The sequence below is a fragment of the Neobacillus drentensis genome, assembly GCF_036965245.1.
In the GTDB taxonomy this organism is placed as follows: Bacteria; Bacillota; Bacilli; order Bacillales; family Cytobacillaceae; genus Neobacillus; species Neobacillus drentensis_G.
Window position 1 is genome coordinate 1 of sequence record NZ_JBALPG010000001.1, and the last position, 21,018, is coordinate 21,018.

Genomic DNA, 21,018 nt, shown 5'->3' on the forward strand with positions numbered 1-21,018 from the left:
TTGTGAGTATCCCGTTAATAAATGCCAATTTGATAAGTCTCCATTAAATTTTAAGACATATTCCTTTAACTTTTCAGGTGTATCAACAGTTGGATCCACACTGAATGAAACAATTTCTACATCTAATTCTTGTTCTTTTAACATCCCTTGCAGCTTAGTCATATTAGCTGTCATCGGAGGACAAACGGTTGCGCAATTCGTAAAGATAAAATCTGCAACCCATACTTTCCCTTTTAAATCTGCTAAGTTTATATCTTTTCCTTCTTCAGTTTTAGCCAAAAAATTCGTTAATTCCCAATTTAGAGGATCTTTTATTCCTTCTCCACAGCTAGTTAGCAGAAGAACAATGAAAAAAGATACTGTAATCTTTACTATTTTCTTCATAATTATTTCACCTCTATACAAATGAATAAAAAAACCGAAATCTTATTGTAAGAAAACGGCCTACTTTTCATTGTAACTAATAATTCTGTAATATTTTTTAGTAGATTGATAGTATTGCTTTATCTATTTTTCAAATATTTTAACTGCTGAACTAGTACCTATTCTTGATGCTCCGGCATCGACCATTGCTTTAATATCATCTATGTTACGGACACCCCCTGATGCCTTAACACCAACACTTGGTCCAACTGCATTTCTCATGATCACTACATCCTCAACAGTTGCACCGTACAAAGAAAAGCCTGTTGAAGTTTTAACATAGTCTGCTCCAGCTTTTACTGATAATTCACAAGCACGTACTTCCTCTTCATCGGTTAATAGGCATGCCTCAATAATAACTTTTACCAAAGCCTTCCCTTTCGCGGCATCAACAACAGCACGTATATCTTCTTCTACCAATGCATCGTTTTTATCTTTTAATGCACCAATATTAATAACTGTATCTATTTCTACAGCCCCGTTTTCAATAGCATTTTTGGCTTCAAACGCCTTGGTCTCAGGTGTACTTGCACCTAGAGGAAACCCGATAACCGTACACACATTTACATCTGTATCATTCAAGAGTTTCGCTGATAGACTTACCCATGCAGGATTTACACATACGGACGCAAATCCATATTTTTTTGCCTCTTCACATAAGTTAATGATTTCATTTTCCTTAGTATCAGCTGAAAGTAATGTATGATCAATCAATTTTGTATAGTTCAACTTATACACCGCCTTATTTGCTTTTATTTAATAGCTAAATGTTCTTTAAATACACGTATAGTTTTTAGTTCATCATCTTCTGCACCTTGAACAGGCAGACCAGCTTCGATATTTTTTCGTGTATATAGTAAATTATCTTCAGTTATTATTTCACCTGGTATAAAGATAGGGATTCCAGGGGGATATACCATTACAAATTCTGCAATGATCCTTCCAGTAGACTGGTCAAATGGAATCACTTCCGTTTCCGAATAAAAAGCATCGCGTGGTGTTAATGCCAACGAAGGAATCTCAGGCAATAAGACAGAACTGTCTACATTTTCATCTGTCTGATTTTTATGCTCCTCTGAAAGTTCTGTTAACGCATGTACAAGTGTTAACAAATTTTCTTCAGAGTCACCAGGTGTGACAATACAAAGGATGTTATAAAGATCAGATAATTCCACTTCAATATTAAATCTATTCCGAAGCCACTTTTCAGCTTTAAAACCTGTGATACCAAGTTCTTTTACGGATATTAAAATCTTTGTGGGATCCAAAGCAACTCCTGCAGTTGATTCTAAAATTTCACGCCCCATACAATATAAATGGTCAATTTCGTTAATTTTTGAACGTGTAGCTTCAGCTTTTTGAATCGTATCCTCAAGTAAGGCTTGTCCTACGGTAGCTAACGATTTTCTAGCAACATCTAATGAAGCCAATAATAAATAGGAGGTCGAGGTTGTCGTCAGCATACTTAAAACCGATTGAACCCGCTTAGAAGAAATAAGATTTCCCCGCAAATTCAAAATAGAGCTCTGAGTAAGGGAGCCACCTAATTTATGCACACTTGTTGCAGCTATGTCAGCACCTGCCTCCATAGCAGATAAGGGCAGTTCCTTATGGAAATGAATATGAGCTCCATGTGCTTCATCTACAAGCACCGGAATATTCCTGGAATGTGCAATGTTCACAATTTTTCTCAAGTCCCCAGAAATACCATAATAAGTTGGATTAATAACAAGAACTGCTCTGGTGTCTGGATGTAACGCTAATGCTCTTTCAATAGAATCTGGTGTGATTCCATGAGAGATTCCGAAGTATGAATCCACTTCAGGATGTATAAATATAGGAATAGCACCCGATAAAACGATAGCACTCATGATGGATTTGTGAACATTTCGCGGCACTAGAATTTTATCACCTGGTCCGCAAACAGACATAATCATAGCCATAATGGCACCGCTTGTTCCCTGTACAGAGAAAAACGTATAATCCGCCCCAAATGCTTTGGCAGCTAACTCTTGTGACTGTTTTATAATTCCTTTTGGAAAATGTAAATCATCAAGAGGTCCTATGTTGATTAAATCGATAGAAAGAGCATTTTCGCCAATAAATTCTCTAAACTCAGGATCCATTCCGTTCCCTTTTTTATGGCCGGGAATGTGGAATTGGATCGGATTTTTTTCTGCATGTTTTTTTAAGGCTGTAAATAATGGAGTATCAAATTGGGTAACCAATTTTTACACACCCTTTCACATCTAGCATATTGAAGTCAATCACAGTTGTAATAGATGATTAAAGTGTTCTTTAGGCACATACTTTCCTACATAAAAGGTACCAAATTCACCAAAGCGGGCACTTACTTCATCAAAGCGCATCTCATAAATTAGCTTTTTAAAATGAATAGGATCCTCACCAAATAGTGCTACTCCCCATTCATAATCATCAAATCCAACAGAGCCTAAAATGATTTGTTTTACTTTACCCGCATACTTTCGCCCAATTAAGCTATGATTCCTCATCATTTGATTGCGCTCTCTGCTTGGCAGCATATACCAATTATCATTTCCACTACGAAGCTTATTCATCGGATAAAAACAAATATAGCCGTTGTTTGGGATTTTGGGAAACAATCTTCCCCTTATTTCTGGATTACCATAAGGATCTTCCCCTTTAGGAAGATAATTACTGAGTTCTACTACTGATACATACGATGTAGACTGCACTGTATACTCAGCGAATTTTGTTTTATGAAAAGCTAATTCTATTTGAGTTAGTTCTTCTAGGGTTGGACGAAGAAACATTAACATGATATCTGCTTTATGCCCTACTATTTGAAAGAGGGCATGACTGCCTTTTGATTTTTCTTGAGTATCAGACCATTGGTTCCACAATTCCATCATCTCTTCAAGAACTTCTTGGCGTTGATGATCGTTTATAGACTTCCAGCTCTTCCAATCAATTTTGCGAAAATCATTCAGGCAGTACCACCCTTCAAGTGTTTCTGCAGCATTAGACATTTGTTCATACTCCCTCTGTTAATAAATCATTGTTACCACGATAGATCAATTCAAAAAGTTCTTCTAAATCCTTTTCTTCTACACAAGAAAAAGCAATTCTTAAGTCAGTTGAATTAATTGCAATTGTTCCTAATCCATACTCATCTAGCAAATGAAGTCTGAGCTTTTCTGCATCCACTTTTAAAAGCTTTAAACACATGAAATATCCTGAGTTAAATGGATAAATGCTCCAAACTTCCTTAAACTTTTCATTACGAATAATCTCTTTGACCTTGATTGCCCTTTGCTTCAATACTTCATACTTTTGACGTTTTTCAACTTCAAATTGATTAGATTGCAATGATTGTAAAATGATTGTCTGTGACAGATGGGAACCACTAGAAATTGTCCCTCTGATTAAGCCTTTTGTTTTTTGTTCCAGAATTTCTAATAGTTCAGTGCTTTCGGAGGCAAAAGTAAGGAACCCAACTCTTAGGCCCCAAACATAATTTTCCTTTGTTGCTCCGTCTACCTTAATTGGCAATATTTTCGGGTGAAGTTCAGCTAACCTGCCAAATAAAGATTCTTTAACCGAGTCTTCATAAAACAATCCGAAATAGGCATCATCAAGAATCACAGCAATATTTATACCTGCTTCAGCTGCTTCCAAAATTACTGAAATAATTCCTTGAACTTCATCTTCATCAGGAGTGTATCCTGTAGGGTTATTTGGAAAATTAAGTAATACAATTACCTTACCTGCATCCACTTGTTCCATTAAACGTTCCCTGAATGCCCTAACATTAAATTTTTCGAACTCATCAAAAAGCTTAAATGTCTTAAGATGGCCTCCTCGTCGAACTTGAAAAATAGTCTGATAGTTCCCCCAATATTTATCTGGCAGAATAATGACGTCATTTTCATCGACAAAAAGATCAGCTGCAATACTCAACCCATGGGTAAGGGCATTGGTGGTAATAGGAATCCCGATACTTTTATCTTGTAAGGACGGGTTATCTCTTAGTAACTTCCTTTTCCATTCCAACCGCAGCTCAAATATTCCAGAGGGTGGGGCATACGGGTAAACATTTTCAGGAGAATAACCTTGTAATGTTTCCTGAATATGTTCAAAATGCATAGGAACATTGTTTTCAGTAGCAATTCCAATCGTTGCATTAAATCGAGTAGCTTTTTTGCTTGCTTCAGTACTTTGGCTCAAGATTCCTTTTGGGTAATATAGCTTCTTACCTAAGCTAGATAATAAGTGATAAACATTAGAATTTAATTTTATTAAGTCATCATTTAGCTTCTGTGCAAGTTCGTTCATTATATCTCTCCTTTAAAGTTAACTAACCGCAATTTTAAGAGGATTGAACTAATTGCTTCTATTAATATAGTATTCTCTTCCAATGTTCCAATAGATATTCGGATATGCCCGGACATTCCCCATGTATCGCCATAACGAACAATTATTCCATGAGCAAGAAGCTGCTGGTAGAACCCTTTCCCTCCAATCAATTTAGGATACAACATACATACAAACAGAAATATTTAAACTTTATTGTGAAAAGATAATTGTGAATCGATTCACACAGTTTACCGATAAATCTTCATTATTTTTTGCCATGTATATGGATATTACAAGAATCCACTTCTCCATAATAAAGGATTTAGAATTTTTTTAACCATCCAATCATCCGCTTTTTTACCCGTCCACTTGTCATTCAAAGTAAAAAGAATCATGAAACTATCATGATTCTTTTTAAGAATAAAACGATAAACTGTTTAAAAGGAATTAAAGGAAATTAAGTGCTTCCGAAAACCTTTTAATTCCTTCATTTATTGATTCTTCATCTTCCCTTGCAAAAGTAAAACGGACAAAGCCCTTTTTAGACCCCATCGTGGAACCCGGGACAAAAATAACTCCTCTTTTGATTGATTCCTCTAATAATTGCATTTCATTAAAGTCTTTATTTAGCCTGCACCATATATGGATGCCTCCCTGAGGGATATTAAATTCAACTTGATCCTTTAAATAAAACCTAAGGCTAGAGACAATTTGATCTCTTCTTTTTTCTAATTCTTTTACCAAGCTTTTAATATGAAAATGAAAATTATCTGATTCTAAAAAATCATTTGCTATCCATTGAGTAAAACTGGCATGACCAAAATCAATTTGCTGCTTTGCATCGGATAATCTTTCAATAACAGGTCTCGGCCCAATAATCCAACCAATTCTTAACCCAGAAGCAACGATTTTTGATAAAGAGCTAATATATAAGACATTTCCGTGAACATCCATCGATTTTAGTGTGGAGATCTTTTGCCCTGTAAAAGACGTTAAACTATATGGATCGTCCTCGACCACAGGAATACCATGTTCAGAAGATATTTCTAATATAGCTTTCCGTTGGTTTTCTTTAAGTAAAGCTCCTGTTGGATTTTGAAAAGCTGGATTCAAAAATATCATTCTAATTCGATGCTTTTTATGTAATGACAGTAAATCCTCCGGGTTTATCCCATCTTTGTTTACTGGTAAAAAATAAGTTTTAAGTCCTGCTGATTTAAAAATCGGGAGATTGTAGCTATAAGAGGGATCTTCCAAGGCAACTGCATCTCCTGGTTTTAACAGGCATTGAACAACCAAATGCAATGCTTGTTGTGCTCCAGATGTAATTAATATAGATGAAGGATTTGTTTCAATACTTCGATATTGCTTAACATGCTTTGCAATAGTCTCTCGTAATATTGCGTTACCCTGTGGATGATCATAACCTAAGCTTCCAATAAACGATCTAGTCGAAGTAATCTCCCGTAAGGATTTAAGCGGAAAAAGATCTTCCGACAGTTCCCCGCTAGCTAGATTAATCAGCTTATGATCTACCGCTTCTTTTCGTATCCTCTGGGTTACAGGTAGATTAGGTAAAAACGATCCAGCTTCAATATACCTGTTCCAGCTCGGAATACGTTTCTTGGTAATCCCCCATATATCTTTACTGATCGTCGTCCCGCTTCCTCTATTTCTTTGGATAAGTCCATTTGATTCCAACTCGTCATATGCTGCAACCACTGTACTTCTGTTTATATTAAGGTCTTTAGCTAATTTTCTTTCGGAAGGTAATGGTTTATCAGGAGGAAATGTACCATCTGCAATTCCATTTTCTATATATTCAGCAAGTTGTTTATAAATAGCTTTTTTTGCTTTCCGTTCTGGTTTCCAATCCATATACTACAGTCCTTATGATCTTGATTTTTTTTAGTCTAATTATTATATTCTTTATATATTTTTTTAATCAGTTATAACCTAAATTTCTAAAAAACCTATCATCTATATGACAATAGGTTTTTTTATAGACTACTAGGTGAAAAACACAATAAATATTCCAAGCGCAATTAAAAGTACTGGAATAAAAATAGCATAAATTAAAGTTAAATTTGTAGTGTTTCTTTTTGAGGAGCTACTATATTTTTCGTCTCCTTTACCAGCTAACAATAATGTTGAAATAATTGCTATTATTATGACTACGAATACCAAAATAGTTAAAATCCCCATGTTACACCTCTTAAAACGTAAAATATAGTTATATATAATAATTGAACAAGGATCAATTAAGGACAATTTCTAGAGTCTTTTCGGAAGTGAATCTTTCTTAACAATTATAGTATATGGATAACAAATATAAGCCATCCAATTGTCTTAAAATTTAACCATCCACTTTTTATCTTAAAACTCCATAATTACATTCATAAACCTATTTCCCGGATTATCAAAGAAACATAACTGATAATAATACCTTATTTACAATTAAATTACATAATAAAAAATATCTTTACCAATAAATAGTTATATCTTTTTGAACATTTTGTTACATTTTTCACATTTACTTGCCTTTCTAAAACCCTGTGACTAACATGAAAACCAATTGTGAATCATGTTACACGGTAACTCATTATTTTTGGCTATGAAACTACTAAAACAAATGAAAGGGGTTTGTCCATGAAAAAGAAATGGGCTATTCCAACGGTAATTTTTACTATTGTCACTGTGTTAACAGGGTGCGAACCGCTAATGGTTTTGAATCCCAAAGGACCACAAGCCCAAACACAGGCTAAGGATATTATGCTTTCGATTTGGATCATGTCCTTTATTGTTATTGTCGTTTTTGGGATGCTTGCTTATATGTTAATGAAATACCGGGCATCAAAACAAAGCAAAAATTATGAACCACCTCATATTGAGGGGAATGCATTCGTTGAAGCGATTTGTGTCGGAATTCCCGTTTTAATCATCATATTTCTCTCAATTGTTTCCGTTCAAAGCAATAATAAAGTTGAAGCCGCCCCAAAAGGATACGAAAATAAAAAACCATTAATCATTTTTGCTACATCTTCTAACTGGAAGTGGCATTTCAGTTATCCAAATGAAGATATTGAAACCGTTAACTACCTATATATACCAACAGATAGACCACTAGAATTTAAACTTTATTCAAACGGACCAATTACAAGTTTTTGGATTCCTCAATTAGGAGGACAAAAATATGCAATGTCAGATATGGTTACTACTTTACACTTAGCAGCTGACGTTCCTGGAGAATATATGGGCCGAAATGCAAACTTCAGTGGAAAGGGATTTGCTGAAAATACTTTTGATGTCAAAGCAATGCCTGAAAATGACTTTAATAAATGGGTAAAAGAAGTTAAAGAAACGGCTAAGCCCCTTACGAAAGAAAAATTCACTGAATTATTAGAACCTGGTCACCTAGGAAAATTAACATTTACTGGTACACATTTAGAATACCTGCCGCCTAGAACAGCTGAAAATGGTGGGCATAACCATAATTCAATCGATTCTTCTGAACATTCCAAAGATAAAAACGCTGAACATATGCAATAACAAAAGTTTTCAAAGTTGCTATTACCGAAAGGAGTCATGAATGTATGGATTACTTTGATCGATTTGCTATTCCTCATCCAAGTCCTGCGATTTACGCATCGATGGTTGCCATCGGTCTTACTGTTATCGCTATAATTGCAGGTTTAACCTATTTCAAAAAATGGGGTTATCTATGGCGTGAATGGTTAACAACCGTTGACCATAAACGGATCGGCATCATGTATTTGATATCGGCTTTACTCATGCTTTTCCGTGGTGGTGTAGATGCGATTATGATGCGTGCTCAAACCGCCGTACCTGATAATAAGCTGTTAGATGCACAGCATTATAATGAAGTCTTCACAACTCATGGGATTGTTATGATTATTTTTATGGCTATGCCATTTATCTATGCTTTAATGAATTTCGTTGTTCCATTACAAATCGGTGCACGTGACGTTGCATTTCCACGATTAAATGCACTTAGTTTTTGGTTATTTTTCATGGGTGCGATGTTATTTAACATCTCTTTCGTTATTGGCGGTTCTCCTGATGCAGGTTGGACCTCTTATTTTCCGCTAGCAGGAAATGATTTTAGTAAATCGGTAGGAACGAACTATTACATGCTAGCCCTACAGATAGCAGGTCTTGGTACCCTATTGTCTGGGATTAACTTTATTACTACCATATTAAAAATGAGGGCACCTGGTATCACCTTAATGAAAATGCCAATTTTCACTTGGTCTGCCTTAACCGCTAACGCTATCGTCGTTTTCGCTTTCCCTGTGCTAACTGTCGCGCTATTAATGGGAACGATGGACCGTCTTTTTGGAACCAATTTCTTTACAACCAGCAATGGCGGTATGGATATGCTTTGGGCTAACCTTTTCTGGGTTTGGGGTCATCCTGAAGTTTATATCTTAGTTTTACCTGCATTTGGGGTTTATAGTGAGATCATTTCAACCTTTGCACGTCGTAACTTGTACGGTTATAAATCAATGGTGGCCTCTATGGTTATCATATCATTTCTTTCATTCTTAGTATGGACACATCACTTCTTTACAATGGGTCAGGGAGCACTAACTAACAGTATCTTCTCGATTACAACAATGGCGATTGCGATTCCAACAGGAATTAAAATCTTTAACTGGTTATTTACTCTTTGGAGAGGAAAAATTGTTTTTACTGTTCCAATGCTATATTCAGTAGGCTTCATTCCCATTTTTACAATTGGCGGGGTTACGGGAGTTATGCTTGGGATGTCTGCCGCCGATTACCAATATCATAATACTATGTTTTTAGTAGCTCACTTTCACTATACCATAATTCCTGGTGTTGTCTTTGCTATGATTGCAGGACTCACCTACTGGTGGCCAAAAATGTTCGGATTCATGTTGAACGAAAGAATCGGAAAATGGGCATTCTGGTTTATCGCAATCAGTTTTAATGTAACTTTTTTTCCAATGTTCTTTACTGGTTTAAATGGCCAAGCTCGCCGTATGTACACATACTCTGAATCTACAGGATTTGGACCATTAAATTTACTTTCATTTATTGGAGCACTTGGACTTGCAATCGGATTTGCTTTGCTTGTTTACAATATCTATTACAGTACTCGTTATGCATCTAGAAATATTAGTTCCGATCCGTGGGATGCACGTACTCTTGAATGGGCTACTCACAATCCTGTGCCAGCCTATAATTTTGCGATTACACCACAAGCCGAATCAATTGAAGCATTCTGGGATTCTAAAATGAAGGGACATACGTTATTCCCAGGTGAATATAAAAAGATTCATATGCCTAATAACAGCGGGGTTCCATTTATCATGTCTTGTTTCTTCTTCGCTTGGGGTTTTTCATTTGTATTTGGTATGTGGATACCATTAATCATAACAACAATCGGAATTCTTGGATGTATGGTTCACCGTTCATTCACACAAGATCATGGTCATTATATTTCTGTTAAAGATATAGAAAAAAAAGAAAAAGAATTGCGAGGCGCTTAAAATATGAAATTAGAAAACTCGCTGCCACTAGAATATAAAACACACCAAAATCAATTAAATATCTTAGGTTTCTGGATTTTTCTCGGAGCAGAAATTATGCTTTTTGGAACACTTTTTGCTTCATACTTCACGTTGGTTGATCGTACTGGTACCGGCCCAACTGGTGCAGAGATATTTGAAATTACTCCAGTATTAATTGAAACATTCGTGCTTTTAACAAGTAGTTTTGTCATCGGGCTTGGAATTCACGCTATGCGCCTTGGCAAGAAAACTGCAATGATGACATTTTTTGCTGTTACACTACTTCTAGGTTTAGTATTCTTAGGATTTGAGATTTTTGAGTTCGTTCACTATGTTCACATTGGGGCAGGACTACAAACAAGTGCTTTTACAGCCATACTATTAACAACATTAGGAACACATGGTGCGCACGTAACATTTGGTTTCTTCTGGGGATTATGTATCCTCCTTCAGATTAAAAAACGAGGTTTAACTACAGAAACAGCTAATAAAGCATTTATCTTTTCTCTATATTGGCATTTCCTTGATGTTGTCTGGATCTTCATCTTTAGTTTCGTCTACTTGAAAGGAATGATGTAAAATGAAAGAATTATTCCCTCTAAAACAGGTTATGGGCTTTGCATTTTCCATTTTTTTCACTCTACTTGCTCTTGCTGTTTACTTTTTTAACATGTCCTTCACTATAGGGATGACGGTTCTTTTAGTGACAGCTTTCCTGCAGGCAGGTCTTCAATTAGTGGTGTTTATGCATGCCGGCGAAACCGAGGATAAAGGAGCAATTTATACGAACATCTATTATGCATTGGTCATTGCCCTTGTAACTGTCTTCGGAACATTACTTTGCATGATTTGGGGTTATGTATAATACGTATATTAATAGGGAGCGTCATTTTGGACGCTCCTTTTCTATTTTCATTTACCTTTTTTTAATACCTTTATCTTGTTTCTACTAGATCTCTTCTGTAGCTATAAAAACAAAAAAAATGCATCTATAACTGTTCCAGAATGTGTAATAACTTACATAAATTCTAAAGAAGTACATTAGGTTTACGGAAGGCGAGCCAAGAGATAGTTAGTACATACATCACGGCAACAGGAACCGCAACATCTATTCCAAATGTTCCACCTGTAATCCAAATACTGTCCGATGTAAACCTGAATATTACGAGTGAGGAGTGGTTTTGTTCGCCTGCCGAAACAAATTGTACAATTTTGGAGTTCATGAAAAAGTTCCATATTATATGCACCACGACCGCATTCCAGACAACTCTTGTCTTATAAACAATAAGCGAAAATAGGATGCCGACCAAGGTACCTGCGATAAGGATCAAACACACATCAAGCAACTGCTGCCCATTGACTGTAAGTAAATGAAGCGCACCAAATAAGACGGAAGTCACTAAAACAGCCATTACCGCATTCCATTTATCTTCGATTAGCTTAAACAAATAGCCACGAAACAAAATCTCTTCGATCACCCCTGCAGAGCATGCCGTAATGAAAGAGCCAATAATAAACGTTAGCACAGTATTAAGAGGAAGTTGATCTTGCTTTTCAAAAACGACGTATTGTGTGAGTATATAAAATACGATTACTGTTAGCGGCAATGCTAAACCAACAAAGACCCATATTTTTTCAGTCTTGAATCGTTGATGAATACCAAAATATGCACTCGATTTTTTAAAGAACAGCCTTGCATACAACCAAAGCAGTCCAACAGTAACTCCAATACGTATAAGTTCTTTAACAACAACCCGAATGGTGCCGTTATCAATCCCGTCCGTCAGAGGATTCACAAAAATAGCTGCTGCCAAAAACAAGATAACCATAACTAAACAATGCATCAATACTTTTCCCCAGTGCATTTCTCTCGCTCCTCTTTTTAGTAGCTTACGAGCCAACATCAAAGCTGGAAAAATAAAGTACATTCCTCTAATACTAACCTCTTTACTAATCTTATCATACGTTCTGGATGGATATATATGGATATTGCAAAAGAATGTCCATCCCAAAGTAGAGAGTGCAAGATTAGGGTTATTCCAAAATTGCAATTACTATGGATTTATACTCTCATGTAACGCGAAACATTCAAGAACAAGCAGTATCTGAACTTGACGACATTTTCAGCTAACTTCCATAAATAAAAATGCCAGTTTGATTTGTTTGGAAGTTTACTAACTTTACTTGCCTAGTGAACAGTGACAGATTTAGTTTAACAGGTAAAAAGAAAAAAAAAAGTAGTGGATTTCACTGAAAAAATCACACTACATTTACCCATGTACTTCTATTCAATAGGGAGAGTAAATTTTTCTTATTTCTACACTCTATAATAATCTGCTTTCCAATTAGTAATCTGTTTCTTAATATCATCTGGGCTTAAATTTTGTGAAGCTGCCCTTACACTTAGTTCAGGCAGCTCAGCATCACTAGCAAAACGAAGAGCAGTAATTTGACCTATTGTAAGTTTTGAATCTAGTAATTCTCCTGTCAAAACATAATGACGAAGATTCTCTTCTGCTCTTATCGCTCGATCCTGCACCTTTAACGGATATTGTCGAATTAATAGGAACATGATAACTAAAATCACCACGATGGCTAAATAAAGGATACCTGATAAGCTGACTCCGTTCCTAATGACGAACCATATTGCTCCCACCAATGTAAGTAATAATAAGAATGATAAGATAAGATGAAAAAGTGGATGATATCTTCGGTGATTTTTGTAATTTTGATTCATTTGTTTTCCCTCCTGAAAATGCTTTTTATTCCCATTTAAATGTATAGCTAGCAATCACAAATGCAGCTATTACCCAACCTCCTAAAATGGCTGCTTCCAGCCCTAAGCTGCTCCAGGCTGCCCCTACATTCATAATTTCACGCAATGCTGTGCTTAAATGTGAAATCGGCAGCAGCTTTACGATAGGCTGAAGAAACTCCGGCATATTTTTTATTGGGAAGAAAACCCCCCCTAAAAACAACATAGGAAAAGATAAAACTCCAGCTATAGGTGCAGCACTTTCAGGTGTTTTGGCAATTCCCGCAATGATAAAACCTATTGCCATAAACGCAAGTGTTCCAAGTATGATAAAACTTATTAAGGTGAACCAAGAACCCCGAATTTCCACCCCAAATAGGATATGGGCAACGAGTAATACAATCAGCGCTTGCAATCCATTCATTAGCAGCCTTGCAGTAATTTGTGCTGCAATGAAAGTAGAGGCTTTGAGTGTAGTCCCTTGCATCCTCCGTAAAATCCCCCGCTCTCTCCATGCAGCAATCTGACCAGCTACCCCATTCATGTTGTTACTCATAATCATCATCGCGACAATTCCTGGAACCAAGAAATCAATATATTTTAAATGTAGAGCTTTGATTCCGTGAGATTCCATTTCAACGACAGGCTCATAGGAAACCCTTTGTTTACTGATCTCATCTATTACTCCATTGACAAGCGCCAATCCTACTTGTGATACAGCAAAATTCGTATCATTATAATAAACCGGGATGGTGAAAGGCAATGGTTGTGATCCACTATTTTTTAAACTAGATTCATAGCCCTTAGGAATGGTAACCACCAGCTGCAAATCACCATTTTTCAGACTTGTTTGTGCATCTTCTTCATCTTTTTGTAACACAAGATGAATGGCTTCATTTTTGCTAATAGCGTTCACAAACTCATTTGAGAACGATGTGTGATCATGATCAATTACTCCGATTGTTAAAGAGATTCCATTTCCTTTACCTAAAAATAAACCTAGCATGGACATAAGCAGGATTGGAAAAATCAATGTCCACATCAGCACTTGGCGATTCCTGAGAAAAATGCGCAGCTGCGCAAGTGTTAACTGCCAGTAAGCCTTCATGCCTCTCTTAAACTCCTTCCAGTCATATGTATAAATACATCCTCTAGTGTCGCTGTCCTTGTTTGTATATCCACCAGCTGCAGGTTTTTTTCAGTTGCAAAATGGATTAAGCTCGTCAAAGTTTTCTGTAAATGATCCGAATAGAGCATGTGGACATCGGATTGCTTTCCAACTTTTTTTACACCTTCAATACTAGAGAAATCAATGAATTCTTCTTCCTGTAAGACTCTAAATTCCAAGGCGCTATCGGATTGAAGACTTTTCACTAATTGAGTCGGTGTATCCAAAGCAATTAGTTCTCCTTGATCCATAATGGCAATTCGATCACATAAAATGTGCGCTTCATCCATATAATGAGTGGTTAGCACGATTGTCTTGCCTTTATTTTTCAATTGTAGCACGATATCCCATAATGTTCGTCTAGCTTGAGGATCTAGCCCTGTTGTCGGTTCATCCAAAAATACAACATGTGGATCGTGAACCAACGCAAGAGCAATCGCTAAACGCTGCTTTTGACCACCTGAAAGCCCTTTTATCCGACTTTTTCTTTTCTCAGTAAGTAACATATCATCTATTAATGGTGAAATAGGAATATGTGATGGATAAAAGCTTGCGTACATTTGCAGAATTTCCTCTACAGTCAGTAGGTCAAAAAGCGAAGTTGATTGTAACTGTACTCCGATGATTTCCTTTACTTTTGTAAGCTCACGTAATATATCATGTGTACCAATTATGGCTGTTCCTTCATCTGGCTTACGCAGTCCAACCAGCATTTCTAGTGTAGTCGTTTTCCCTGCACCATTGGGACCTAAGAGACCAAATATCTCTCCATTATGTACTTGAAAATGGACACCATTCACAGCTTTAAATGATCCATAATTTTTTACAAGTCCTTTTACATCAATAATCGTATCTTCAGAAAAATTCATATAGGTGCCTCCTCCACCTCTCATTTTAGAGAATGACATATAAGGTGATTGAATCAATTATGATTAAAAACTCAAAAATGAACTTGAGTCTTCTTACTTTTAAGAATAATAAATCCAATCTAGTATCACTAATCTAAAGTCAGATGTCAGCTAGTGATCATTCTTCTCGGCTATTTTTCAAATTGTTGATTGATCTGCATATTTTTTAAAATTATCTAAAATCGCCTGCCATCCTCCTTGTTGTAACTCAATTGAATTGATAGTTTCCGCATCAAAAGTTTCTTTGATCTTGGTTTCGTTTTCTTGACCTATAAAAGTGATATTAACTTTTCTTCCATCACCCAGAGTATAAGAAATTACCTCATGGAATTGCACTTCATCATAAATTCCACTAAAATCAAATCCAAAACTGCCATCTTTAGCTTCCATTCTTCAAATAAATTCCCCACCAACTCTTAAATCATTTTCAGCAAATGGCGTGTGCCAGTCATCTGAAGCATTGTTCCATTTTATTATATGTATTGGCTCTGTCCAATATTTCCATACTTTTTCTAATGGTGCATTAACTGTTGTTTTTACCGTTATTTTCACTTTATTACCTGTTTCCATTTTGTTTACCTCCAAAAGAACATTTGTTCTATTTTGTATTTTACCATTTTTGAATAGAGAGTGGCAGTTTTAAAAAAAAAATTTTGGCTTATATCTCCATTTCTAAAATGCTTTCCTAAAAATTTTATATATAAACCGAAGTAATACCGAATAAGGTCATTGAAGCTGCAGCAAGGAAAACCAGAAGTAGGCGAAGGCATAATTACATTGGAATAATCTTGTTTAAAGATAATTAAAAAAGGAGTTTAAAAGTTGATATTAATTGTTTTTGACAGTCTATTATTACCGAAAGATGACGGTATTGCCTGTCCGGTGGTTGACGAGTATAATGTCCATGTCAATATCTGGAGAAAGGAAAAGACGCCTCCCATTATGTATAACTGCGCCAACAGTTATACAGGAAACGTCCCACAAAAAAGTATATGGTCATTGTATCAGTTTATAACTTATTGAAAATACTTTTGATGGAGTTTTTTTTAGGGGTACGGGGAGGATACCATCTCCTTGTTGTTTGGAAAAGCATGAGTGTCATTGGAACCAGGGACAGAAAATCAATTGATAGCTCTGGTGAGAATAAGACATATAATATACGTCGATTAAGGTGCACTAACAGGAATGCTCTTTTTCTTCTTTTGTTGCACTTTTCTTAGGGTTTCGATGTATCACTTCTCGACCTTTATAAGATTTACGAAAAAAGGTTTCGTCCCTTTTAACGATACCTTAAATTGATTAAAACCTTGTGTTACTAGCGTTCAGGATTTTGTGTCTCCAATTAAATGCAGTAGATATTTTTATATCCAAACTTTCAGCTTTAAAAGCTATAAAAGCTAAATTAACTGTACTTAGTAGAGTTTAACTATAAATAATACGAAAAACACCCGGTAAACTCGCTTACGGGTGCTTTCAATCTAGAAGTCAATAAATTTTTTCTAAGGATATTTCTATTTAACCATTTAGTACTACTTTTCAAAAACATTACCAGCGATTAACATAGCTTGAACAGCTTTTGGAAATCCAACATATGCTGCACATTGTATAATAATTTCTTTAATTTCATTTTCAGTAAGTCCTACATTCAGTGCAGCTCGAATGTGAAATTCAAGTTGATCAAATGCTCCTTGAGTGATAAGAGAAGTTAATGTTATAATTTCTCTCTTATCGAAAGATAATCCTTCCCTTGCATATACATCTCCAAAGCCGAATGAAACAATCATCTCCCAAAAATCAGGTGAAATATTCTTCATACCTGACATGTTTTCGAGAGCTTCTTGAGAAACCATCTTCTTAACTGTTGAAAGACCTGAATCAAATCTATTATTCTTCTCCATCCTATTGCCTCCCCATAGTTGGTGGAATTTCATCTTGGTTGATTATTACCTCAACAACGACCGGCTTTTCCTTTATTTCAATCAGCTGTAAAGCCTGATCTATTGCCTCTTTTAAATCGATAGGATTATAGCATTGAAAAGAATCCAATCCCATTGATTGAGCGTATAATGATACATCTAAAGGTGTATTGTACACAGCACCAACGGATTTACCATTCATTTTTCTCATACCCTTTTCAACCATATCTAACATACCATTATTTAATACAATAAAAAGTACCGGCGAATTATAATTTAAAGCGGTTGAAATTTCATTTCCGTGCATGAACATACAACCATCCCCAACTAAGCAAACAATTTTTTTATCAGGTGCTGCTATTTTGGCGCCAATAGAATAACCAATTGCATGACCCATTGCTCCAAAAATATCATCAAAAAAGAATGTAGCTGGTTCAAAAATATCAAAATATTTAATACCGTAGAAAGTATGACTACCATCGTCTCCAAAAACAATTGTATCATCAGGAAGTGAATTTCTTATCACTTTTACCGTAGTTTCTGCCGACATACGTTCATACCGGTCATTTATTCTTACTTGATGATGTTGTTTAGGGATTAGAAATTCTGAGTTTTCTTTATCCGTAACATCTTTCAAAATAAATCTTAGATTTGAACGAATATCACCTAATACAGTAGTTGTAGGGACATCAATTGTTTTACCGATAAAAGTTTGATCATAATCAAAATGAATAATATGTTTAGGATACATTTCTTTTGAAAAACCCGCAGTAGACATATCACTCAATTTTGATCCAATAACTAATAATAAATCAACTCCCTGCAAGAGGTAATCATTCGCTTCCTTAGAACCACCTAACCCGAATCCACCTAACGAGAGCAGATGATTATTAACAAATGTTCCTTTTCCACCAGGGGTTGTAATGACTGGGATTTTCCAATTTTCCGCAAGTAGACGAACCTCTTTATATGCTTTACTTGAATGAACTCCTTTTCCTAAAAACATGAGAGGTCGATTAGCTGAATTTAGGAAATCAACAACTTTATCAAGGTCAGGTGAAATCATTTCATGAGACGATGGGAATTCTAATTCAAAAGGAACAATCTCTTCTGTTAAAATATCAAAAGGAATAGATAAATGAACTGGACCTTTTATACCTGAAACTGCTTTTTCAAGTGCATGTTGTAAATAGATTTGTAACATGTCGCCTCGATCAACACGAACACTAAATTTAGTTACATGCTTAAACAATTCAACTAAATCCGTACCGAAAACAGTGGAATCCTGTCCCATCGGCTTACCAGTATCTTTCATACCGGGATGCCCTGTAATAATGAGCAATGGAATATTTGATGCCTTCGCTTGACCAGCTGCTGTAAGTAAGTTCGTTCCACCAGGACCTGAAGTACCAATTGCTATTCCTATCTTATTATTCATTAAAGAATATCCAGATGCGGAAAAACCTCCACCAGTCTCATGCTTACTTAATACAAATTCTATACCTTGCTGATCTGCAGCATAAATTATTGGGGAAATTGCTTTACCAGGTATTCCAAATATATGATTAATTCCCCATTGCTTAATATTTTTTGCTAGAATAGATGCACAGGTTTCCCTCTTACTTATTAAACACTCCGCCTTATCTACTACCATTTCCATTGAGCTATACCTCTCCAACATAATTTATTTCTGGAGCATTGGAGCATAAATTTGTTCAAATTGCTCCGCTTCAATAGGTTTACTAAAAAAATAACCTTGAATTTTATCACAATTATTTTTCTTTAAAAACTCTAGTTGCTCTTTTGTCTCCACACCCTCTGCAATAACTTGTAAACCAAGATTATGAGCTAAAGTTATGATCGCTTTAACTATGTTAACATCGTTATTATCTTCCATAATATCTCTAACGAATGATCTATCAATCTTTAAATAATCAATAGGGAATTTCTTAAGGTAACTTAAAGAACTATACCCAGTACCAAAATCATCTATACTAATACAGATACCAATATCCTTCAATTGCCTTAGAACTTTTAGTGAATAAGTAAAATCCATAGCCATAGATTCGGTAATTTCTAAAATTAAATATTTAGGATTAAGTCCTGTTTGATCTAATACTCTTTTCACAAAACCAACTAAATTTAGCTTAAAGAATTGTTGCGAAGATAGATTAACTGCAATAGAAATTGGTCCCATACCTAAATTTTGCCATTTTTTATTTTGGATACAAGCTTGTTCTATTACCCATTCCCCAATCTCTGTAATTAATCCTGTTTCTTCAGCTAACTTAATAAATTTATCCGGATAAATTAGACCATACTTCGGGTGATTCCATCTAATCAGTGCTTCTACTCCAACAATTCTTCCCGTTTTATTACAAACTTGAGGCTGATAATGCAGGCGAAATTCATTATTCTCCAATGCTTTTCTTATATCAGATTCAAATTTTATTTCCTCACCTGAATTATTAAACATATCAGAAGTATAGACAACATATCCATTTTTACCTTGAGATTTTGCTTTGTACATAGCAGTATCTGCATATACCATAAAATCTTCAAGAGTTATCGTCTGTCTAGGGTATATAGCTATTCCAATGCTAACAGTAGTGTGAAATTCATTTGTATTCACAATGAAAGGATGCTTAAATTGCTCTAACACGCGGTCTGCTATTTCAATGACATAATGATCATTTTCAAAATCTTTTAATAAAAAAATGAATTCGTCCCCACCCAAACGAGCCAGTTTATCATTTTCCCCAAGACATTCAACTAATCTATTGGTAACTTTTGTCAGCAATATATCGCCATTAGAATGCCCAAAGGTGTCATTTATGATTTTAAATCGATCTAGGTCTAAAAACATAATAGCTAATTTCGGATTATTTCCGACATGATTTCTCTTGATAATTGTTTCTATTTCTTTTTGTATGTAACGCCTGTTTGGCAAGCCGGTTAAATCATCATGATATGCCAAGTAGTTATATTTTTCTTCAATTAAATATCGATCGGTTATATCCCTAAATTGACCAAAAGCACCAATAAGCTTATCATCTTCATAAATCGGCTGTGCATCAAATAAGCAAACTACTTTATCACCATTCTCGTTAATAAACTTAAGTTCTTCATTTTCATATTTTTCTTCATACTCAATAACACGTTTAAAATAATCCCCTGTTAAATCAGATTCGTAAATTCTCTTTCCTAAAACAGACCCTCTACTTCGATTAGAAATTTTTTGGGCAAAATCATTAAACTCTGTTGTGATACCTTTTTCATCAGTAATAACAATCCCATTTCTTGTCCTGCTTAACATAATTTGATTCATTATATTTAGTTTCTTATTTTGCTTTCTAAGTAACAATTCTCTTTCAATCGAATCTACAACTTGAGACAGCATGGTTAAAAATAACGGATTTTGAAAAACGATTGGCATCATTATACAAACACTACCGAGTAAATTATCTTCATCCGTGTAATGGAACGCCGCACCATAACAAGCCACTTCAAAAAGAAATCTATGATAATGATCTTCACCTATTAAAGTAATCGGATGTCTTTGCTGTAAGGCTAAACTAATGACATTCGTACCCGTATCTTCCTGGGTAAAAAGACTTCCCTGTTTAATACCAAATTGTTCTACGGTAGTCTTGATTGTTTCGTCACCTACCATATCTAACAAATATCCAACAGAATCGGAAATAACAATCAATATCGGAGTTCCTTTTAATGAATCCAATAGCTTATTAGAAAAATAACTTACAACAGATAGTATATCACTGTATGATTTTCTTTTACTATAAAGTTCCTGTTTTGTCATAAATTTTTTAGGACTCGCTATTATGTTTGGATCCATACCACTTTCTTTACACAATCTCTTTGACTCTGTTACATATTTCGGTTCTTTGACACTCATTTTTCAAACTCCTCAAAAATCAAATACAATATTAAT

General features: G+C 35.3%; 20 protein-coding genes and 2 pseudogenes. 5 read left to right on the forward strand and 17 right to left on the reverse strand.

Annotation, left to right across the window (positions count from 1 at the left end):
- The 8 genes from V7150_RS00005 to V7150_RS00040 form a co-directional block, all read right to left on the reverse strand.
- A partial coding sequence (locus V7150_RS00005) for an SCO family protein (protein WP_335512365.1) occupies nt 1-384 on the reverse strand: 384 nt, incomplete at its 3' end.
- Nucleotides 385-507: 123 nt separating this feature from the next.
- Nucleotides 508-1,152 (reverse strand): deoxyribose-phosphate aldolase, encoded by a 645-nt coding sequence (gene deoC, locus V7150_RS00010; protein WP_335512367.1) that lies wholly within the window; start codon nt 1,150-1,152, stop codon nt 508-510.
- A 23-nt stretch (nt 1,153-1,175) separates the two neighbouring features.
- Nucleotides 1,176-2,651: an aminotransferase class I/II-fold pyridoxal phosphate-dependent enzyme gene (locus V7150_RS00015; protein WP_335512369.1), complete on the reverse strand. Its 1,476-nt coding sequence runs from the start codon at nt 2,649-2,651 to the stop codon at nt 1,176-1,178.
- 39 nt (nt 2,652-2,690) lie between these two features.
- Complete coding sequence (gene hemQ, locus V7150_RS00020; RefSeq protein WP_335512371.1) at nt 2,691-3,434, reverse strand: hydrogen peroxide-dependent heme synthase; 744 nt, start codon at nt 3,432-3,434, stop codon at nt 2,691-2,693.
- A 4-nt stretch (nt 3,435-3,438) separates the two neighbouring features.
- On the reverse strand, nt 3,439-4,740 hold the full coding sequence (locus V7150_RS00025; RefSeq protein WP_335512373.1) for an aminotransferase class I/II-fold pyridoxal phosphate-dependent enzyme: 1,302 nt from the start codon (nt 4,738-4,740) through the stop codon (nt 3,439-3,441).
- A complete protein-coding gene (locus tag V7150_RS00030) occupies nt 4,740-4,931 on the reverse strand; it encodes a hypothetical protein (RefSeq protein ID WP_335512375.1) in 192 nt (63 codons plus the stop codon). Before V7150_RS00030 ends, V7150_RS00025 begins: the two co-directional genes overlap by 1 nt.
- A 277-nt stretch (nt 4,932-5,208) precedes the next feature.
- Nucleotides 5,209-6,639: a PLP-dependent aminotransferase family protein gene (locus V7150_RS00035; RefSeq protein WP_335512378.1), complete on the reverse strand. Its 1,431-nt coding sequence runs from the start codon at nt 6,637-6,639 to the stop codon at nt 5,209-5,211.
- A 132-nt stretch (nt 6,640-6,771) separates the two neighbouring features.
- On the reverse strand, nt 6,772-6,966 hold the full coding sequence (locus tag V7150_RS00040; protein ID WP_335512380.1) for a hypothetical protein: 195 nt from the start codon (nt 6,964-6,966) through the stop codon (nt 6,772-6,774).
- Between the two features lie 444 nt (nt 6,967-7,410).
- Here V7150_RS00040 and qoxA point away from each other — a divergent pair, with 444 nt between their 5' ends.
- From qoxA to qoxD, 4 genes are read left to right on the forward strand one after another with little or no spacing between them, the layout of a single operon-like run.
- Nucleotides 7,411-8,310 carry a cytochrome aa3 quinol oxidase subunit II gene (gene qoxA, locus V7150_RS00045; protein ID WP_335512383.1) on the forward strand — a complete coding sequence of 300 codons (900 nt, stop codon included), beginning with the start codon at nt 7,411-7,413 and terminating at the stop codon, nt 8,308-8,310.
- Between the two features lie 44 nt (nt 8,311-8,354).
- Entirely contained in the window at nt 8,355-10,298 is a 1,944-nt protein-coding gene (qoxB, locus tag V7150_RS00050) for a cytochrome aa3 quinol oxidase subunit I (RefSeq protein ID WP_335512385.1), read from the forward strand.
- A 3-nt stretch (nt 10,299-10,301) separates the two neighbouring features.
- A complete protein-coding gene (qoxC, locus tag V7150_RS00055) occupies nt 10,302-10,898 on the forward strand; it encodes a cytochrome aa3 quinol oxidase subunit III (RefSeq protein WP_335512387.1) in 597 nt (198 codons plus the stop codon).
- A 1-nt stretch (nt 10,899) separates the two neighbouring features.
- Nucleotides 10,900-11,184, forward strand: coding sequence for a cytochrome aa3 quinol oxidase subunit IV (qoxD, locus tag V7150_RS00060; protein ID WP_335512389.1), 285 nt, complete (start codon nt 10,900-10,902; stop codon nt 11,182-11,184).
- Nucleotides 11,185-11,347: 163 nt separating this feature from the next.
- On the opposite strand, the gene V7150_RS00065 is transcribed toward qoxD, so the two are convergent.
- The 5 genes and pseudogenes from V7150_RS00065 to V7150_RS00085 form a co-directional block, all read right to left on the reverse strand.
- A complete protein-coding gene (locus tag V7150_RS00065; RefSeq protein ID WP_335512391.1) occupies nt 11,348-12,163 on the reverse strand; it encodes a CPBP family intramembrane glutamic endopeptidase in 816 nt (271 codons plus the stop codon).
- A gap of 473 nt (nt 12,164-12,636) precedes the next feature.
- Nucleotides 12,637-13,056 carry a DUF6526 family protein gene (locus V7150_RS00070; RefSeq protein ID WP_335512393.1) on the reverse strand — a complete coding sequence of 140 codons (420 nt, stop codon included), beginning with the start codon at nt 13,054-13,056 and terminating at the stop codon, nt 12,637-12,639.
- A 25-nt stretch (nt 13,057-13,081) separates the two neighbouring features.
- On the reverse strand, nt 13,082-14,182 hold the full coding sequence (locus tag V7150_RS00075; RefSeq protein ID WP_335512395.1) for an ABC transporter permease: 1,101 nt from the start codon (nt 14,180-14,182) through the stop codon (nt 13,082-13,084).
- Entirely contained in the window at nt 14,179-15,111 is a 933-nt protein-coding gene (locus V7150_RS00080; protein WP_335512397.1) for an ABC transporter ATP-binding protein, read from the reverse strand. The genes V7150_RS00075 and V7150_RS00080 overlap by 4 nt, the downstream gene beginning before the upstream one ends.
- 177 nt (nt 15,112-15,288) lie before the next feature.
- Nucleotides 15,289-15,720: pseudogene (locus V7150_RS00085) on the reverse strand (SRPBCC family protein).
- A 521-nt stretch (nt 15,721-16,241) separates the two neighbouring features.
- On the opposite strand from V7150_RS00085, the gene V7150_RS00090 reads away from it, so the two are divergent.
- Complete coding sequence (locus V7150_RS00090) at nt 16,242-16,370, forward strand: DUF6431 domain-containing protein (RefSeq protein WP_335512404.1); 129 nt, start codon at nt 16,242-16,244, stop codon at nt 16,368-16,370.
- On the opposite strand, the pseudogene V7150_RS00095 reads toward V7150_RS00090, so the two are convergent.
- From V7150_RS00095 to V7150_RS00110, 4 genes and pseudogenes are all read right to left on the reverse strand, one after another.
- Nucleotides 16,342-16,530 (reverse strand): annotated as a pseudogene (locus V7150_RS00095) (IS1595 family transposase); the annotation flags it as partial. The gene V7150_RS00090 and the pseudogene V7150_RS00095 overlap by 29 nt on opposite strands.
- 149 nt (nt 16,531-16,679) lie before the next feature.
- Nucleotides 16,680-17,048 carry a carboxymuconolactone decarboxylase family protein gene (locus V7150_RS00100; protein WP_335512399.1) on the reverse strand — a complete coding sequence of 123 codons (369 nt, stop codon included), beginning with the start codon at nt 17,046-17,048 and terminating at the stop codon, nt 16,680-16,682.
- A 1-nt stretch (nt 17,049) separates the two neighbouring features.
- Nucleotides 17,050-18,726, reverse strand: coding sequence for a thiamine pyrophosphate-binding protein (locus V7150_RS00105; RefSeq protein ID WP_335512400.1), 1,677 nt, complete (start codon nt 18,724-18,726; stop codon nt 17,050-17,052).
- 24 nt (nt 18,727-18,750) lie between these two features.
- Entirely contained in the window at nt 18,751-20,982 is a 2,232-nt protein-coding gene (locus V7150_RS00110; RefSeq protein WP_335512402.1) for an EAL domain-containing protein, read from the reverse strand.
- Nucleotides 20,983-21,018 lie beyond the last annotated feature (36 nt).

Excerpts from the sequence above, each read along its gene's own strand:
- V7150_RS00075 (WP_335512395.1), bottom strand. The coding sequence starts at position 14,182 with ATGAAGGCTTACTGGCAGTTAACACTTGCGCAGCTGCGCATTTTTCTC.
- V7150_RS00035 (WP_335512378.1), bottom strand. The coding sequence starts at position 6,639 with ATGGATTGGAAACCAGAACGGAAAGCAAAAAAAGCTATTTATAAACAA.
- qoxA (WP_335512383.1), top strand. The coding sequence starts at position 7,411 with ATGAAAAAGAAATGGGCTATTCCAACGGTAATTTTTACTATTGTCACT.
- qoxB (WP_335512385.1), top strand. The coding sequence starts at position 8,355 with ATGGATTACTTTGATCGATTTGCTATTCCTCATCCAAGTCCTGCGATT.
- V7150_RS00080 (WP_335512397.1), bottom strand. The coding sequence starts at position 15,111 with ATGAATTTTTCTGAAGATACGATTATTGATGTAAAAGGACTTGTAAAA.
- V7150_RS00025 (WP_335512373.1), bottom strand. The coding sequence starts at position 4,740 with ATGAACGAACTTGCACAGAAGCTAAATGATGACTTAATAAAATTAAAT.
- V7150_RS00090 (WP_335512404.1), top strand. The coding sequence starts at position 16,242 with ATGAGTGTCATTGGAACCAGGGACAGAAAATCAATTGATAGCTCTGGT.
- V7150_RS00100 (WP_335512399.1), bottom strand. The coding sequence starts at position 17,048 with ATGGAGAAGAATAATAGATTTGATTCAGGTCTTTCAACAGTTAAGAAG.
- qoxC (WP_335512387.1), top strand. The coding sequence starts at position 10,302 with ATGAAATTAGAAAACTCGCTGCCACTAGAATATAAAACACACCAAAAT.
- V7150_RS00110 (WP_335512402.1), bottom strand. The coding sequence starts at position 20,982 with ATGAGTGTCAAAGAACCGAAATATGTAACAGAGTCAAAGAGATTGTGT.
- V7150_RS00065 (WP_335512391.1), bottom strand. The coding sequence starts at position 12,163 with ATGCATTGTTTAGTTATGGTTATCTTGTTTTTGGCAGCAGCTATTTTT.
- qoxD (WP_335512389.1), top strand. The coding sequence starts at position 10,900 with ATGAAAGAATTATTCCCTCTAAAACAGGTTATGGGCTTTGCATTTTCC.
- hemQ (WP_335512371.1), bottom strand. The coding sequence starts at position 3,434 with ATGTCTAATGCTGCAGAAACACTTGAAGGGTGGTACTGCCTGAATGAT.
- V7150_RS00105 (WP_335512400.1), bottom strand. The coding sequence starts at position 18,726 with ATGGAAATGGTAGTAGATAAGGCGGAGTGTTTAATAAGTAAGAGGGAA.
- V7150_RS00040 (WP_335512380.1), bottom strand. The coding sequence starts at position 6,966 with ATGGGGATTTTAACTATTTTGGTATTCGTAGTCATAATAATAGCAATT.
- V7150_RS00070 (WP_335512393.1), bottom strand. The coding sequence starts at position 13,056 with ATGAATCAAAATTACAAAAATCACCGAAGATATCATCCACTTTTTCAT.